This window comes from Mesonia sp. K7, from assembly GCF_003233725.1.
Taxonomy (GTDB): Bacteria; Bacteroidota; Bacteroidia; order Flavobacteriales; family Flavobacteriaceae; genus Mesonia.
The window spans coordinates 230,912-244,273 of record NZ_QKQV01000001.1; the positions used below are offsets into that span (position 1 = coordinate 230,912).

General features: G+C 35.6%; 12 protein-coding genes. 6 read left to right on the forward strand and 6 right to left on the reverse strand.

Annotated elements, in window-relative coordinates; translation table 11 throughout:
* Positions 1 to 62: 62 nt before the first annotated feature.
* A complete protein-coding gene (locus DNG35_RS01075) occupies positions 63 to 2,102 on the reverse strand; it encodes a dihydrofolate reductase (RefSeq protein WP_111125895.1) in 2,040 nt (679 codons plus the stop codon).
* A 71-nt stretch (positions 2,103 to 2,173) separates the two neighbouring features.
* On the opposite strand from DNG35_RS01075, the gene DNG35_RS01080 reads away from it, so the two are divergent.
* Together DNG35_RS01080 and crcB are read left to right on the forward strand one after the other, a co-directional pair.
* Positions 2,174 to 3,283, forward strand: coding sequence for a GyrI-like domain-containing protein (locus tag DNG35_RS01080; RefSeq protein WP_111125896.1), 1,110 nt, complete (start codon positions 2,174 to 2,176; stop codon positions 3,281 to 3,283).
* A gap of 1 nt (position 3,284) precedes the next feature.
* On the forward strand, positions 3,285 to 3,650 hold the full coding sequence (gene crcB, locus DNG35_RS01085; RefSeq protein ID WP_111125897.1) for a fluoride efflux transporter CrcB: 366 nt from the start codon (positions 3,285 to 3,287) through the stop codon (positions 3,648 to 3,650).
* Here the strand turns inward: crcB and DNG35_RS01090 are convergent.
* The gene (locus DNG35_RS01090) at positions 3,642 to 4,262 is read right to left on the reverse strand and encodes a DUF1684 domain-containing protein (RefSeq protein ID WP_111125898.1); all 621 of its coding nucleotides are present in this window, start codon (positions 4,260 to 4,262) and stop codon (positions 3,642 to 3,644) included. The two genes, crcB and DNG35_RS01090, sit on opposite strands and share 9 nt — an antisense overlap.
* A 102-nt stretch (positions 4,263 to 4,364) precedes the next feature.
* On the opposite strand from DNG35_RS01090, the gene DNG35_RS01095 reads away from it, so the two are divergent.
* Positions 4,365 to 4,628 (forward strand): GlsB/YeaQ/YmgE family stress response membrane protein, encoded by a 264-nt coding sequence (locus DNG35_RS01095; RefSeq protein WP_111125899.1) that lies wholly within the window; start codon positions 4,365 to 4,367, stop codon positions 4,626 to 4,628.
* A gap of 53 nt (positions 4,629 to 4,681) precedes the next feature.
* Here DNG35_RS01095 and DNG35_RS01100 read toward each other — a convergent pair whose 3' ends face one another.
* Both DNG35_RS01100 and DNG35_RS01105 read right to left on the reverse strand, forming a co-directional pair.
* Positions 4,682 to 6,001, reverse strand: a complete 1,320-nt coding sequence (locus tag DNG35_RS01100) for a serine hydrolase (protein ID WP_111125900.1) — start codon at positions 5,999 to 6,001, stop codon at positions 4,682 to 4,684.
* Positions 6,002 to 6,021: 20 nt separating this feature from the next.
* Complete coding sequence (locus tag DNG35_RS01105; protein ID WP_111125901.1) at positions 6,022 to 9,453, reverse strand: methylmalonyl-CoA mutase family protein; 3,432 nt, start codon at positions 9,451 to 9,453, stop codon at positions 6,022 to 6,024.
* A 265-nt stretch (positions 9,454 to 9,718) separates the two neighbouring features.
* Between DNG35_RS01105 and DNG35_RS01110 the strand changes: the two genes are divergently transcribed.
* The 3 genes from DNG35_RS01110 to DNG35_RS01120 all read left to right on the forward strand — a co-directional run bounded on the left by DNG35_RS01110 (position 9,719) and on the right by DNG35_RS01120 (position 11,748).
* Entirely contained in the window at positions 9,719 to 10,423 is a 705-nt protein-coding gene (locus DNG35_RS01110) for a DUF4197 domain-containing protein (RefSeq protein WP_111125902.1), read from the forward strand.
* Between the two features lie 220 nt (positions 10,424 to 10,643).
* Positions 10,644 to 10,829, forward strand: coding sequence for a Lacal_2735 family protein (locus DNG35_RS01115; protein WP_111125903.1), 186 nt, complete (start codon positions 10,644 to 10,646; stop codon positions 10,827 to 10,829).
* Positions 10,830 to 10,833: 4 nt separating this feature from the next.
* Positions 10,834 to 11,748 (forward strand): mechanosensitive ion channel family protein, encoded by a 915-nt coding sequence (locus DNG35_RS01120; protein WP_111125904.1) that lies wholly within the window; start codon positions 10,834 to 10,836, stop codon positions 11,746 to 11,748.
* Here DNG35_RS01120 and DNG35_RS01125 read toward each other — a convergent pair.
* Together DNG35_RS01125 and pyrF are read right to left on the reverse strand one after the other, a co-directional pair.
* Complete coding sequence (locus tag DNG35_RS01125; RefSeq protein ID WP_111125905.1) at positions 11,745 to 12,533, reverse strand: ABC transporter substrate-binding protein; 789 nt, start codon at positions 12,531 to 12,533, stop codon at positions 11,745 to 11,747. The genes DNG35_RS01120 and DNG35_RS01125 overlap by 4 nt on opposite strands.
* 1 nt (position 12,534) lies before the next feature.
* Complete coding sequence (gene pyrF / locus DNG35_RS01130) at positions 12,535 to 13,353, reverse strand: orotidine-5'-phosphate decarboxylase (protein WP_111125906.1); 819 nt, start codon at positions 13,351 to 13,353, stop codon at positions 12,535 to 12,537.
* Positions 13,354 to 13,362 lie beyond the last annotated feature (9 nt).

Consider the following 13,362-nt stretch of genomic DNA (forward strand, 5'->3'; position numbering starts at 1 on the left):
TTTTCATATAAAAAAGCAGGAATTTCTTCCTGCTTTTTATTTCGCTCTATGCTAGAAATCTATTAATTCATTTCAGGCAAAAACCCGTACTCTTCACTGTACATCAACATTTGCTCTTCAAAAGACTTCGGTTGTTCTACCGTAATTTTAGTGATTTCACTAGCATCATTGGTTTCTGCCACCAAAACAGGATTTACAAAACCACTATATGGCGCCGATTTAAAATCTTTGCTTCGCTCTAATACTTCTTTATGAATTTCTTGGTCTACTTTTACTCCGTAATTTTCAACCAAATCTTTTGCGGCTTGGTAATCACCTTCAGACTTGATGCGTTGGGTTTCTTTTAAAAGTTCGCCAAATAAGCTTCTCAATTTATTGTAATCATTAATCTTGAAATAAGTTTTTCCGTTTTCTTGTACTTTTTCAATAACCTTTTCTTCTTTACCTTTTTCAAAAACCCAAGCACTTACCCATTGGCGATTACGCATATGCGCTTCTTCGATATCGTCTCCTATTTTTAAACGCGTTAATTGCGTCATCAAACCATTTCTGATGTAATCGTTGTAAGCTGCTTTTCCTAATTTTTCGATGTTATCGGTCAAACCAAGTTCTTGTAATTTTGGATCCATTAGATAGTATAACCCAACCAAATCTGCTCTTCCTTCTTCTAAAGTAGAAGCATAACTTTTTAAGGTTTCTTTGGTTTCCCCAACGCCAGGATTTAATTGTCCTGAAGCATGACCAACTACCTCGTGTAAAGCCGTGTGTAATTTGTCTGCCAACTCTCCATATTCTTTAGAAAGTTGTTTCTCTTCGTCGGTATACGCAAATTCGTCTAGTTTTTCGCTTCCACCAGCATTGCTGTAGGCATTGATGATGTTTCCTAAAGAAACCGATTTACTTCCGTGTTCTTTTCTAATCCAGTTGGCATTGGGTAAGTTCACTCCTATTGGCGTACTTGGTGAAGCGTCTCCTGCTTCTCCTGCAACAATTACCGTTTTATAGGTAACACCAACTACCGAATCTTTTTTATGAGCATCATCGATAGGTGAATTGTCTTCAAACCATTGTACATTGTCTTCTAAAACTTTCATCTTTTCAGACATATCAAAATCTTTAATCTGCACAATGTTTTCATAGGATCCTCTATAACCTTTTGGATCATTATATACTTCAATAAAACTGTTGATGTAATCGATATTGCCTTCGGTAGCAGCAACCCAAGCAACATTATAGTCATCCCACGCTTGTAAGTTACCTGTTTTGTAATACTTGATCAGTAATTCTAAAGCTTTTCCTTGTTGTTCGTTTTCGGCAACGGTTACCGCTTTTTCTAACCAATACACAATTTTATCGATAGCTGCTCCGTACATTCCACCACTTTTCCATACTTTTTCTACCAATTGGCCATTTTCTTTGACCAACTTAGAGTTGAGTCCATAAGATAATGGACGGTTAGGGTTTGGTGACTTTTTATTGGCATAAAAAGCATCGACTTCAGCAGCTGTGATATTATCACCATAAAAATTGGTTGCCGAACCTTTAATCAAACCTTTAGCTTCATTTAGGTTTACTTTTTTAGCGTCTTTATCATTAAAGATTACTTCTAAAGCTTCTCCTTCTAGTGCCGTGTCGGTTTCCTCTAATAAAGTGGTAAAATATTCCTTACTGAACTCTGGCATGATTTTATCCATCGAATAATGGTGATGAATACCGTTGGAGAACCAAACTCTTTTTAGGTACTCTTCAAAAGCTTTCCAATCTTCTGCATTTTTATCTCCCTCATAGTTGCGATATATGTTTTCTAAAGCCTTTCTGATGGTTAGGTTGTATTTATAATTTTGATCCCAAATAATATCTCTTCCCGACAAGCCTGCCTGAACAAGATAATAGACCAATTGTTGCTCTTTTAAATTCAAGTCCTCCCAACCAGGAATCTGATAACGCAACACTTTTATATCTGCAAACTGATCTACCGTATAATCAAATTTTGCCGTGTCTTCCTTTTTAACTTCTGGACTTTCTTTTATTTTCTTATCATCATTACAAGCTGAAAATGTAATTACTGATGCTAATAAAATTGGTATTAGTTTAAGTTTCATATTTTTTACATTAAGTTTACTAACAAGTTGTAAAATAACTATATTAGCACTAATAAAGCAACAATATCGGTATGAAATTATTCAAATACTTATTTTTCTTATTACTTATTGTCATTATTGGTGGCGCCATTTACGTTGCCACATTAGACAACGATTTTAGAGTCGAAAAATCTAAGAAAATGGCAGTACCTAACGTTTTGGCTTTTGAAGAAGTCAACAATTATAAAAATTGGGAAAATTGGGACCCGAGAATTGCAAATGACCAGAATATTAGTTTCGCTTTAAGCGAAAAGACCATCGGCGAAGGTGCAACCTATAGTTGGGAGAGCAGCACCTATAACGACGGAAAATACGAAACCACAGAAGTGATTCCGAACAATAGTATCAAACAAAAGTATAGTTTTGACACCACTTTTGGTAAAGCCGAAAAAGAAATGAATTGGGTTTTTACCACCGAAAATGATAGCACCAAGGTAATTTGGACAATTGAAGGAAAGCGAAACTTCTGGGAAAAACTTGCGATGTTGATCGACGATCAATCTTCGGAAGAAAAATTTGCCCCGATGTTAGAAAATGGCCTTGACAATATCGAAAAGTCTATCCTGAAAAAAATGGAAACTTTTAGCATCAATGTTGATGGTGTTACTCGACACAGTGGAGGTTTTTACTTGTATTCTTCTACTTCATCACGAAGTGACAGTAAAATGCTAGGCGAAAAAATGGCAGAAATTTTACCAACCATCCATCGTTTTATGGTTGATAACAATATTCCGATAAACGGAGCTCCGCTAACGGTTTACAACGAAATAAACGAGATGAATAACAGTGTGATTATTTCTCCAGGAATTCCTACCAACAGCAGAATTATCACACCAACAGATAGTAATATTTTATGTGGATTTTTACCTGCCCAACCAGTTTTGAAAACTACCTTAAAAGGTGATTATAAAAACCTATCGGCAGCTTGGACAACCGCAGAAGAATACCTCAACCAAAACAATCTGATGAAAGATATGAGTGCCGATCCTTTTGAGGTGTATGTGACCGATCCTGCAACCAATCCAAATCCTGCAGCATGGGTAACCGAAATTTATATTCCTATTTTAGAAGAGAAGCCGACAACAACAAAAGATCCTGTTTCAGCGCAAGAAAATAGTCCATTAGAAGAAACCCAAATGTAATATGAAAGCTTTGCTTTTGGTTTTTTTAGGTGGCGGTTTAGGAAGTGCTTGCCGGTTTTTAGTCGGTAAACTCATCCAGAGCAACTACCCTATTTCTACATTTTTGGTCAATGTTTTAGGAAGTTTACTTATTGGTTTTGTTGCTACTTATTTCTATAAAAACCAAACCCAACACCAAAACTTAGTCTTGTTTTTAGCAACCGGTTTTTGTGGTGGTTTTACCACTTTTTCTGCGTTTGCACTCGAAAACTTTAATCTACTGAAGAACGAAAATTATATCTTATTTTTCGGTTATACGCTGGGAAGTGTTTTCTTAGGTATTTTGGCTGTGATGCTTGGTATTTGGCTTGCCAAAACTTTACTTTAATTTATCGAAAGCTTTGACGCCTGCTTTAATTTCAAAATTTAAAAAATTAGCTTCCGGCGGAATCGGGCAAGAATATTTTTCGTTATAAGCACAATACGGGTTATAAGCTTTATTGAAATTCAATACAATCGTTTTGCCTTTAGGAATGGTTAAATCAAGGTATCTTCCTCCACCATAAGTTTCTACGCCGTTGGTTAGATCATTAAAAGGTAAAAACAAGTGATCTTTGTATTTTTTATCGTACTTCAAACGTTGGTTCTGATAGATTTCAACTGTATATTTTTCTCCATCAATTTCAAAAGTGGCCTCACCATATTTTCGATATAAAGGCTTTCTCTCGGTAGAAGTAGTCATAAAAAACGGTAGTGCGTCGGGTGTTTCCTTAAAACTTGCCGTAATCACCATTCTAGGGTTGTGAGCAAAAAAGTCTAAAGACTTAAAAGTCTTTAAGTCCTTCGCTTTGAGCGGAGATTCTTCTTTGTCTTTAAAGTCGGAATTTTGCTCTTTCTGAAAAGCCAAAGTCTCTTGATAGAGCGAGTCTTTTGACTTGTTTTGCGCTTGTAACGTGATCGTTATAAATACTAAAAAAACAAAAGCTAAAATTCTTTTCATCACAAATTTTTGTCAAATGTAATTAAAATACAAAAGTTAAAAATTTAAAATTTCGATAAAATTGATTAATTTAACCACTACTAACTTTAAAAAATTAAGATTATGGGAATACTTTCGTGGATTATTTTCGGTCTCATTGCTGGAGCCATTGCTAAACTTATTATGCCAGGTAAAGATCCTGGAGGTTGGATTGTTACTATTTTACTCGGAATTGCAGGTGCTTTTATCGGAGGATTTATCGGTCGAGCGCTTGGATTACTTGACGAAACAACAAGCTTTTGGAGTCCAGCTGATTGGATTTTTGCCATTCTCGGTGGATTGTTGATACTTTTTATTTGGAAAAAATTGATTGCTCCAAAAATTTAAAAGCATTTGAAATTAAATAAAAAAGCCCGACTTAATTGGTCGGGATTTTTTATTTACTCTTTCATAAACTTATACTTACCTCCACCTTGTTCTAAAATCAAACTATGCTCATCGGGGTTAAAGCTTAAAACAATTCCTGCCAAATCGAAAGAAAATTTGTGTTTATCTATCGCATCAAGCGGGAAAGATGATTGTCCCGTAGCTTGTGCATATAGTACATTATTCTCTTTGGTAATTGTTATTTTTAAAGGAAACTCTTTAGAAGAATAAAGACCTAGATACTGGTCTAATTCTTCAGGAAGTATATCGTATTCTTTAAAAGTAGGAATACTATAATCGACGTCAAAAACTTCACTTAAAACAGCAATAGAAATGCTATTAAAATCGTAATTTATCCCATTTGAAGTCAAGGCATAGGTTATTTTTTCATTAGGAAAGTGAGTCAAAGTTGATAAAAAACCATCGATTCCGCCATTATGGCCATAAGCCATTTTGGCATTAAAAGGAAAATGAAAAAGTCCTAATCCAAAATTATCTTTCATACTCATCATTTTGTCAAGACTTTCTTTACTCAACAATTTTTCATTAAAAAGTGCATCGCCAAACTTTACTAAATCACTTGGTGTAGAAACGATTCCTCCTGCACCTAAAGGAATGGAGATATCTGTTTCAGACTCTACTTTCCAATCACCATAATAGGTGTAAGATTTAGTTTCATTTTTAGCAACATCAATTTTTCCGCCAAGGTAAGTATTATTTAGACTTATTGGTCTGGTAATACGATTGGTGATAAGCTGAGCGTAAGGTTGTTTATAAATTTCTTCTAACAAATAGGTAAGTAACACAAAATTTGAATTACTATATTCTGCTTTGCTATCTGGTTCAAAGTCACTTCCAGCATTAGTTATAATTTTTACCATCTCTTCTTTAGACTTAGGTTTTGTATTCCAAGTTAAATAATCTTCATCGCTTGTGAAGTTATGAATTCCACTCCTATGTCTCAGTAGATGTTCAATGGTAATTTTATTCGCGTTTGTAATCGTTGGAAAAAAGCTTTCAATAGTTTGATTAAGCTGAATTTTATTTTCTTCGATTGCTTTTAAAACTAAAACTGCGGTAAAAGTCTTAGAAATTGAACCGATTCTATATTTAGAATTTTCGTTTGCTGCTATTTTATTTTCGACATCAGCAAAGCCAACAAAATTTTTATATACTATTTTTCCATTATGAGAAATAGCCACACTTCCCATAAATTTATTGTTTTTTTCGAGTACCTCAAAGTAGCTGTCTAATTTAGCTTTATCTATATTTTGACCAATAGAACATAGACTAACAAAAAAGGCGAAAAACAAGACAACAAGGTTATTTCTCATATTCAATTTAGAATTAGTGATTACATATTTCTTCTATACTGACCACCAACTTCAAAGAGCGATTCGGTTATTTGTCCTAATGAACAAACTTTAGTTGCTTCCATCAATTCTTCAAAGATATTTTGATTTTGGATAGCTGCATCCTGTACTTTTTCTAAAGCATTTTCAGCTTTATCTGCATATGCTTGATGTAAATTTTTCAAAGTTTTGATTTGAGCCATTTTCTCTTCTTCCGTAGCTCTGATCACTTCGCCCGGCGTTACCGTAGGCGAACCTTTACTACTCAAGAAGGTGTTCACCCCGATAATCGGAAACTCGCCATTGTGTTTCAGGGTTTCGTAATACAGACTTTCTTCCTGTATTTTAGAACGTTGGTACATGGTTTCCATTGCACCAAGAACTCCACCTCTCTCGGTAATTCTATCAAACTCCTGTAAAACAGCTTCTTCTACCAAGTCGGTTAATTCTTCAATGATAAATGAACCTTGAATTGGGTTTTCGTTCTTCGCCAATCCTAATTCTTTGCTGATGATCAACTGAATCGCCATCGCTCTTCTTACCGATTCCTCGGTTGGCGTGGTAATCGCCTCATCATAAGCATTGGTATGCAGTGAGTTACAGTTATCATAAATCGCATATAAAGCCTGTAAGGTAGTTCTGATATCATTAAAATCGATTTCCTGAGCGTGTAAAGAACGTCCCGAAGTTTGAATGTGGTATTTTAACATTTGCGCTCGTGGGTTGGCTCCGTACTTATCACGTAAGGCTTTCGACCAAATTCTTCTTGCCACACGACCAATCACCGCATATTCGGGATCAATACCATTCGAGAAGAAGAATGATAAGTTCGGACCAAACTTATTGATGTCCATTCCGCGGCTTAAATAATATTCCACGTAAGTGAAACCATTAGCCAAAGTTAACGCCAATTGGGTAATAGGGTTTGCGCCGGCTTCGGCAATGTGGTAACCCGAAATCGATACCGAATAGAAGTTTCTTACTTGCTTTTCGATAAAATATTCTTGTACATCCCCCATTAAACGAAGGGCAAATTCAGTAGAGAAAATACAAGTATTCTGGGCTTGATCTTCTTTAAGAATATCGGCTTGTACGGTTCCTCTTACCGTTGCTAAAGTTTCGTATTTTATTTTATCGTAAACCTCTTTTGGTAACACTTGATCTCCAGTAACTCCTAACAACATTAGACCTAAACCATTGTTTCCTTCAGGTAAATCTCCGTTGTACTGAGGTCGCTCTACTCCTTTATCTTGGTAGATGTTCTTTATCTTCTCTTCTACTTCTTTTTCGAGTCCGTTTTCTTTGATGTATTTCTCACAACCTTGATCGATGGCGGCATTCATAAAGAAACCGAGCAACATTGGCGCAGGCCCATTTATAGTCATACTTACCGAAGTTAACGAATGTGCTAAATCGAAACCAGAATACAATTTTTTGGCATCGTCGAGACAACAAATCGAAACACCCGCATTACCTATTTTTCCGTAAATATCGGGACGTAAATCGGGGTCGTTTCCGTAAAGGGTAACCGAATCGAAAGCAGTTGACAAACGCTTGGCGGGTAAACCAAGGCTTACATAATGAAATCTGCGGTTGGTTCTTTCTGGCCCACCTTCTCCAGCAAACATTCGTGTCGGATCTTCTCCGGTACGTTTAAACGGATACAAACCTGCCGTGTAAGGAAACTCTCCAGGTACATTTTCTTGTAAAATCCATCGGAGCAAATCACCCCAAGCTTTGTATTTTGGCAACGCCACTTTTGGAATTTGTAGATGTGATAAAGATTCTGTGTGTGTATTTATACTTATTTCCTTATCACGAACTTTAAAGGTATAAACTGGATCGTGGTATTTTTTTACCGTTGCTTCCCACTTTAAAATTTCTTGCCAATTATACGGGTCAAACTTCATTTTTACACGGTCAAATTCTTTTTTCAAAAGACCTATAAGTTCTTTGTTGTCACTTGAAGTGGATTTTTCCAATTGGTCTTCGTCAATACCGTTTTTATCGATTGTCAAACTGGTATTGGTAACCGATTCTAAAGTCTTATAAATTCCGTAAAGTTTTTGAGCTACTTCTACTTGTTCATCTGCTTTTTTGTCGTAAGCACGGTTATTTTCTGAAATTTCAGACAAATAACGAACTCTCGATGGCGGAATCACAAATATTTTTTCTGACATTTCATCAGAAATATGGTAGTCACTTTTTAAACTGGTTTCGGTTTTTTCGGATAAAGTATCCATAATCTTCTTGTAAAGACTGTTCATTCCCGGGTCGTTGAATTGCGAAGCAATGGTTCCGTAAACCGGTAAATCTTCCGCTTTAGCGTCCCATAACTGGTGGTTACGTTGGTATTGTTTTTTAACATCACGTAAAGCATCTAAAGCGCCACGTTTGTCAAATTTATTGATGGCTACAATGTCGGCAAAATCAAGCATATCGATTTTCTCCAACTGTGTTGCCGCACCAAATTCGGGTGTCATCACATACAACGAAACATCAGAATGATCGAGAATCTCGGTATCGCTCTGCCCAATTCCTGAAGTTTCGAGAATAATCAAATCGTACTTAGCCGCTTTTAATACTTCAATTGCTTCTTGCACGTGTTTAGAAAGTGCCAAATTAGATTGTCGGGTTGCCAACGAACGCATATAAACTCGTGGTGAATTAATGGCGTTCATACGGATTCTGTCACCCAACAAAGCTCCCCCTGTCTTACGTTTTGACGGATCTACCGAAATAATCCCGATGGTTTTATCTGTAAAATCGACTAAAAATCGTCTTACCAATTCATCTACTAATGAAGATTTTCCCGCTCCGCCTGTTCCGGTAATCCCTAAAACTGGGGTTTTTATATTCTGATTGCTTACATGAATTTCATCTAAAGACGCTTGAGCTACTTCCGGGAAGTTTTCTGCCGAAGAAATCAACCTTGCAATTGCGTTTACTTTTTTCTTGGGTAATTCTTTTACTTCACCGTTTAGACTATCACCTAAGGCAAAATCAGATCGTTCTACCAAGTCATTAATCATTCCTTGTAAACCCATCTCGCGACCATCGTCTGGTGAGTAAATACGAGTAATCCCGTAAGCTTCCAGCTCTTTTATTTCCTCTGGAAGGATAACTCCACCTCCACCACCAAAAATTTTGATGTGTTCGGCTCCTTTTTCCTTCAACAAATCATACATGTATTTAAAATACTCATTATGTCCTCCTTGGTAAGAGGTCATCGCAATAGCATTGGCATCTTCTTGTATCGCAGTATTTACCACCTCTTCTACACTTCTATCATGACCGAGGTGAATTACTTCTACACCTGTAGACTGAATAATTCTACGCATAATATTGATTGCAGCATCGTGACCATCGAAAAGAGAAGCAGCTGTGACTATTCTTACTTTATGTTTAGGTTGGTATGGCTCTACTTGTTTCATGAATATCTTTATATGATTTTTGGAGGGTAAATTTACGAAAAAGCAAGGGTATTTGCCTAAAATATTAATTGTTGTTTTAAAATTTAGAAAATACCCTTTTTAGGGTATATGGCAATCCTAAAAAGTTATTTATTTTTACCAGTATCAAACAAAGGGGTAATTTAAAGTTTGATAATTTATGTTAATTGAATCCTACCGAGTTCTTCGGTAGGATTTTTTATTTTCAATTAAAATAGATAGTTTATGTTTGTAAAAAACAAAGACCATGAAAAAAATAATCATTCTATTTGTAATCTGTTTTACCTTTAACTCGTGCGCAGAATTACAAACCATTGCAGAAAATTTACCCCAACAAGGAATTTTGTCGGAACAGGATATTGCCAACGGACTTAAGCAAGCACTCAACAACGGAATTGATAAAGAAGTTTCTAAACTTGCGATGCAAGACGGGTTTTACGGTAATGCATTGGTAAAAATTTTATTACCCGAAGAACTCAGAAAAGTAGAAAAAGGCTTACGCGATATTGGTTTAGACAACCTAGCCGATGAAGGAATCAAAGCTTTAAACCGAGCCGCGGAAGATGCTGTAAAGGAAGCTACCCCTATTTTTATTGATGCCGTTACACAAATGACTTTTGCCGACGCAAGAAATATTTTATTAGGAAACGACAACGCTGCCACTTCTTATCTTGAAAACAAAACCAATGTGGCTTTGTACAATAAATTTCATCCCATCATTAATAATTCTTTTGCAAAAGTTGGTGCAGACCAAATTTGGAGTAATATTATCAATCGTTATAATAGCATCCCGTTTACACAAAATGTTAACCCAGACCTTACAGATTATGTCACCAACGAGGCTTTAGATGGTGTTTACCTAATGATTGCCAAAGAAGAAAAAGAAATCAGAAACGATTTAGGGGCGAGAACCTCAGATTTGTTACGCAGGGTTTTTGCGCTACAAGATTAGATAATTGAAACCTAACTTTAGGTTAACATCAAAAAAGAAAATATCTCCCAAATTTGCACTTGAGATTTAGGGTGTCTCATATTTATTTGGGTTAAATTTTAAAAAGTCGCTTTCGAGCGGCTTTTTTTATTTCCAATATCTAAAATTTATAAATCTGTTAACGATTGCTTATGATTTTTTAGGAAAAACGACAATTATATTTATTGAAAAATAAGTGGTAATGAAGATGTTTGATTGGTTTAAGAAGAAAAATAAGCTTGAAAGACTAAGGGAAAAATACAAATATTTGATGAAAAAGTCTTATCGACAAGCCTTGTTCAATAAAAAAGAAAGCGATAAAACAAACCGTAAGGCTAGAAAAATTTTGCTTGAATTAAGGAAATTAGAATTGAATAGCTTACATTAAGCACATGATTTTATTATTACAGCAAAAACCTAATGTGGTGGATGAATTTATTGATTCCACTGCTAACTATTTAGAACGAATTATAGCCACTTTACCCAGAATAGCATTGGGTTTAATGATTATCATCTTAGGGGTATTATTTGCTCAAATCATTACCAATTTCTACCGTAAAAAATTTCTAAAAAAGACGACAGACCCTTTAATGGCTTCCTTCTTATCACAAGCCGTAAAAACTATTTTAATTGTTATCGCAGCAATGCTAGCATTAGAAGCAGCTGGGTTAAGTAAAATTGCCACTGGTGTTTTAACAGCTGCTGGAGGCGCAGCCATAATTCTAGGGTTTGCTTTTCAAGATATAGGAAAAAACTTTTTAGCAGGAATTATCCTTGCCTTCAATCGACCTTTTCATATCAATGATACCATAAAAGTAGAAGAAATATTCGGAAAAGTAAAAGCCCTGAAATTTAGGTATACCCACATCAAAACCTCTGATGGAAGAGATATTTACATCCCAAATAGTGATGTTTTGACCAAACCTGTCTCCAATTATACCGCAGACGGTTATTACCGTGTAGATTTTATTGTGGGTATTGGTTATGAAGACGATATTCAAAAAGCTAAGGATGTCATTACTTCGGTTTTAGAAAGCCATCCTGAAATTGTCAAAGACACAATCCATGAAAATTTTGTAGTTGAAGACGAACTTGCAGCAAGTACCGTCAACCTAAAAGTATTTTTCTGGGTTGAAACCAAAGACTACCGTAGGTCTTCTATGGTTTTACGTGGTGAAGTTATCAAAAAAGTGAAAAACGTATTAGCAGAACACGACTTCAATTTACCTGCCGATGTCAAGGAAATTAAACTATACAAAGGGGAAACCGGGCTTTTTAACCCACCAAAAAAAGACCAACAAAATTAGTCAATCTCACTTTCGTGGATTTTTTTAAAGTAATCGAAAGCTGCTAAAAGTCGACTACCGTACCAACTGAAATATTCTCCGTCAACGATTTTGATTTTATTTTTCGAAATGTATTTTTCAAAATCCGGAAAGTGTTTTTCCGAAAACGGATAGGGTTCTGAAGAAAGAAAAACATAATCTAATTTGGCGATAGCTTCAAGCTCAACTTCTGGATATCGTTCTTGAGTAGCAAATACATTTTCAAAACGATTAAGTGCTAACAAATGGTTGATAAACGTATGATTGGCAGCTACCATATAAGGATTTTTCCAAATAAAGTAAGCCACTTTTTTAAATCGTTTATCACTTATAAAACGCTTAAAATCATGAAGTTTTGAGTTGAGTTGCTGCCGAATATTTTTTGCTTTTTCCTCTATAGAAAATAAATTTCCATAGAGATCAATCAGCGCCAAACAATCCTCAATGGTATTGATATCAGAAACATGTACTTGCGTGAATTTTTCTAATTCATGTACCATTTCTGGTGTATTTTCTTCTTTATTGCAAATCACTACATCGGGCTGTAAATCTTTTACCTTGTGAAAACGAATTTGCTTGGTTCCGCCAACAATTGTTTTTTCTTTTTTGATGCTTTCTGGATGTACGCAAAATCTCGTTACGCCCACTAGTTTTTCTTCCAAACCCAAATCTACTAATAGTTCGGTCAAGCTTGGCACCAAAGAAACAATTCGCTGTGGCGCTTTTTCAAAAGTAAGTGGTCGTTGTAGTTGATCGTAAAAAATCATTTTACTGATTTTCTAAAATTTGCTGCATTTGCTGTTGTAACTCTTTAGCTTTTTCGGCAGCAACTTCTGCAAAATTTGCTTCCGCGGAAGCGTAGATAATTCCTCTCGAAGAGTTGATGAGCAAACCAACGTTTTTATTCATTCCATATTTACAAACATCAGCGAGATTTCCGCCTTGAGCGCCAACACCGGGAACAAGCAGAAAACTATCGGGAATGATTTTTCTGATTTCTTTAAAATATTCAGCTTTAGTGGCGCCAACCACATACATTAGATTTTCAGAATTTTTCCACTTTTTGGAAGTTTCCAATACTTTTTGATAAACCTCTTGTTCGCCAATTTTTTGTGTTTGAAAATCGAAAGCACCTTCGTTAGACGTCAACGCCAACATAATCGTATGTTTATCTTTAAAACTTAAAAATGGCTCGATAGAATCTTTGCCCATATAAGGAGCTACGGTTACCGAATCGAAACCTAAATCTTCAAAAAAAGCCTTGGCATACATCGCACTTGTATTACCGATATCACCACGTTTGGCATCGGCAATGGTAAAAATTTCTGGGTGATTTTGGTTGAGATAAGTGATGGTTTTTTCTAAAGACTTCCAACCTTTAATTCCGTATGCTTCATAAAAAGCAGTATTGGGTTTGTAGGCTACAGCAAATTCATGCGTCGCGTCAATAATCGCTTTGTTAAAAGAAAATATCGGGTCTTCTTCTTGCAATAAATGTGATGGTATTTTATCTAAATCGACATCTAGACCAACACACAAGAAGGATTTTTTCTTTCGGATTTGTTGTAATAAGTCTTTTATGTTCATATAGAAAAA

Excerpts from the sequence above, each read along its gene's own strand:
- DNG35_RS01075 (WP_111125895.1), bottom strand. The coding sequence starts at position 2,102 with ATGAAACTTAAACTAATACCAATTTTATTAGCATCAGTAATTACATTT.
- DNG35_RS01080 (WP_111125896.1), top strand. The coding sequence starts at position 2,174 with ATGAAATTATTCAAATACTTATTTTTCTTATTACTTATTGTCATTATT.
- crcB (WP_111125897.1), top strand. The coding sequence starts at position 3,285 with ATGAAAGCTTTGCTTTTGGTTTTTTTAGGTGGCGGTTTAGGAAGTGCT.
- DNG35_RS01090 (WP_111125898.1), bottom strand. The coding sequence starts at position 4,262 with ATGAAAAGAATTTTAGCTTTTGTTTTTTTAGTATTTATAACGATCACG.
- DNG35_RS01095 (WP_111125899.1), top strand. The coding sequence starts at position 4,365 with ATGGGAATACTTTCGTGGATTATTTTCGGTCTCATTGCTGGAGCCATT.
- DNG35_RS01100 (WP_111125900.1), bottom strand. The coding sequence starts at position 6,001 with ATGAGAAATAACCTTGTTGTCTTGTTTTTCGCCTTTTTTGTTAGTCTA.
- DNG35_RS01105 (WP_111125901.1), bottom strand. The coding sequence starts at position 9,453 with ATGAAACAAGTAGAGCCATACCAACCTAAACATAAAGTAAGAATAGTC.
- DNG35_RS01110 (WP_111125902.1), top strand. The coding sequence starts at position 9,719 with ATGAAAAAAATAATCATTCTATTTGTAATCTGTTTTACCTTTAACTCG.
- DNG35_RS01115 (WP_111125903.1), top strand. The coding sequence starts at position 10,644 with ATGAAGATGTTTGATTGGTTTAAGAAGAAAAATAAGCTTGAAAGACTA.
- DNG35_RS01120 (WP_111125904.1), top strand. The coding sequence starts at position 10,834 with ATGATTTTATTATTACAGCAAAAACCTAATGTGGTGGATGAATTTATT.
- DNG35_RS01125 (WP_111125905.1), bottom strand. The coding sequence starts at position 12,533 with ATGATTTTTTACGATCAACTACAACGACCACTTACTTTTGAAAAAGCG.
- pyrF (WP_111125906.1), bottom strand. The coding sequence starts at position 13,353 with ATGAACATAAAAGACTTATTACAACAAATCCGAAAGAAAAAATCCTTC.